Raw genomic sequence first — 241 nt, 5'->3', positions numbered from 1 at the left:
GTGCGGTAGAACAACCCAGAAAGACAAGGCAAACTTCTTCCAAACCTCCTACGCATCTGCTCAGGAAACGGAATACATATTACTACTCTCTAAAGATCTCGGTTTTTTGCCTGAGGTGCATTACACAGAGGTACTTGAAATGGTGGTAGAAGTGAAGTCAATGATGTCAAGTTTGATCAAAAAGGTAAAAGCGATAGCGAATGAAGGCTGAAAACTCTCAACTCTCAACTCTCAACTCTCA

General features: G+C 41.9%; 1 protein-coding gene. It reads left to right on the top strand.

The window, feature by feature from the left end:
• The coding region (locus NE619_RS18455) for a four helix bundle protein (RefSeq protein WP_256133918.1) at positions 1–211 on the top strand (211 nt) is incomplete at its 5' end.
• Between the last annotated feature and the right edge of the window lie 30 nt (positions 212–241).

The sequence above is a fragment of the Anaerovorax odorimutans genome, from assembly GCF_024459955.1.
GTDB classification, from domain to species: Bacteria; Bacillota; Clostridia; order Peptostreptococcales; family Anaerovoracaceae; genus Hominibacterium; species Hominibacterium odorimutans_A.
Note: the sequence above shows the minus strand (reverse complement) of the source record. Positions and strands in the feature narration are given on the sequence as shown.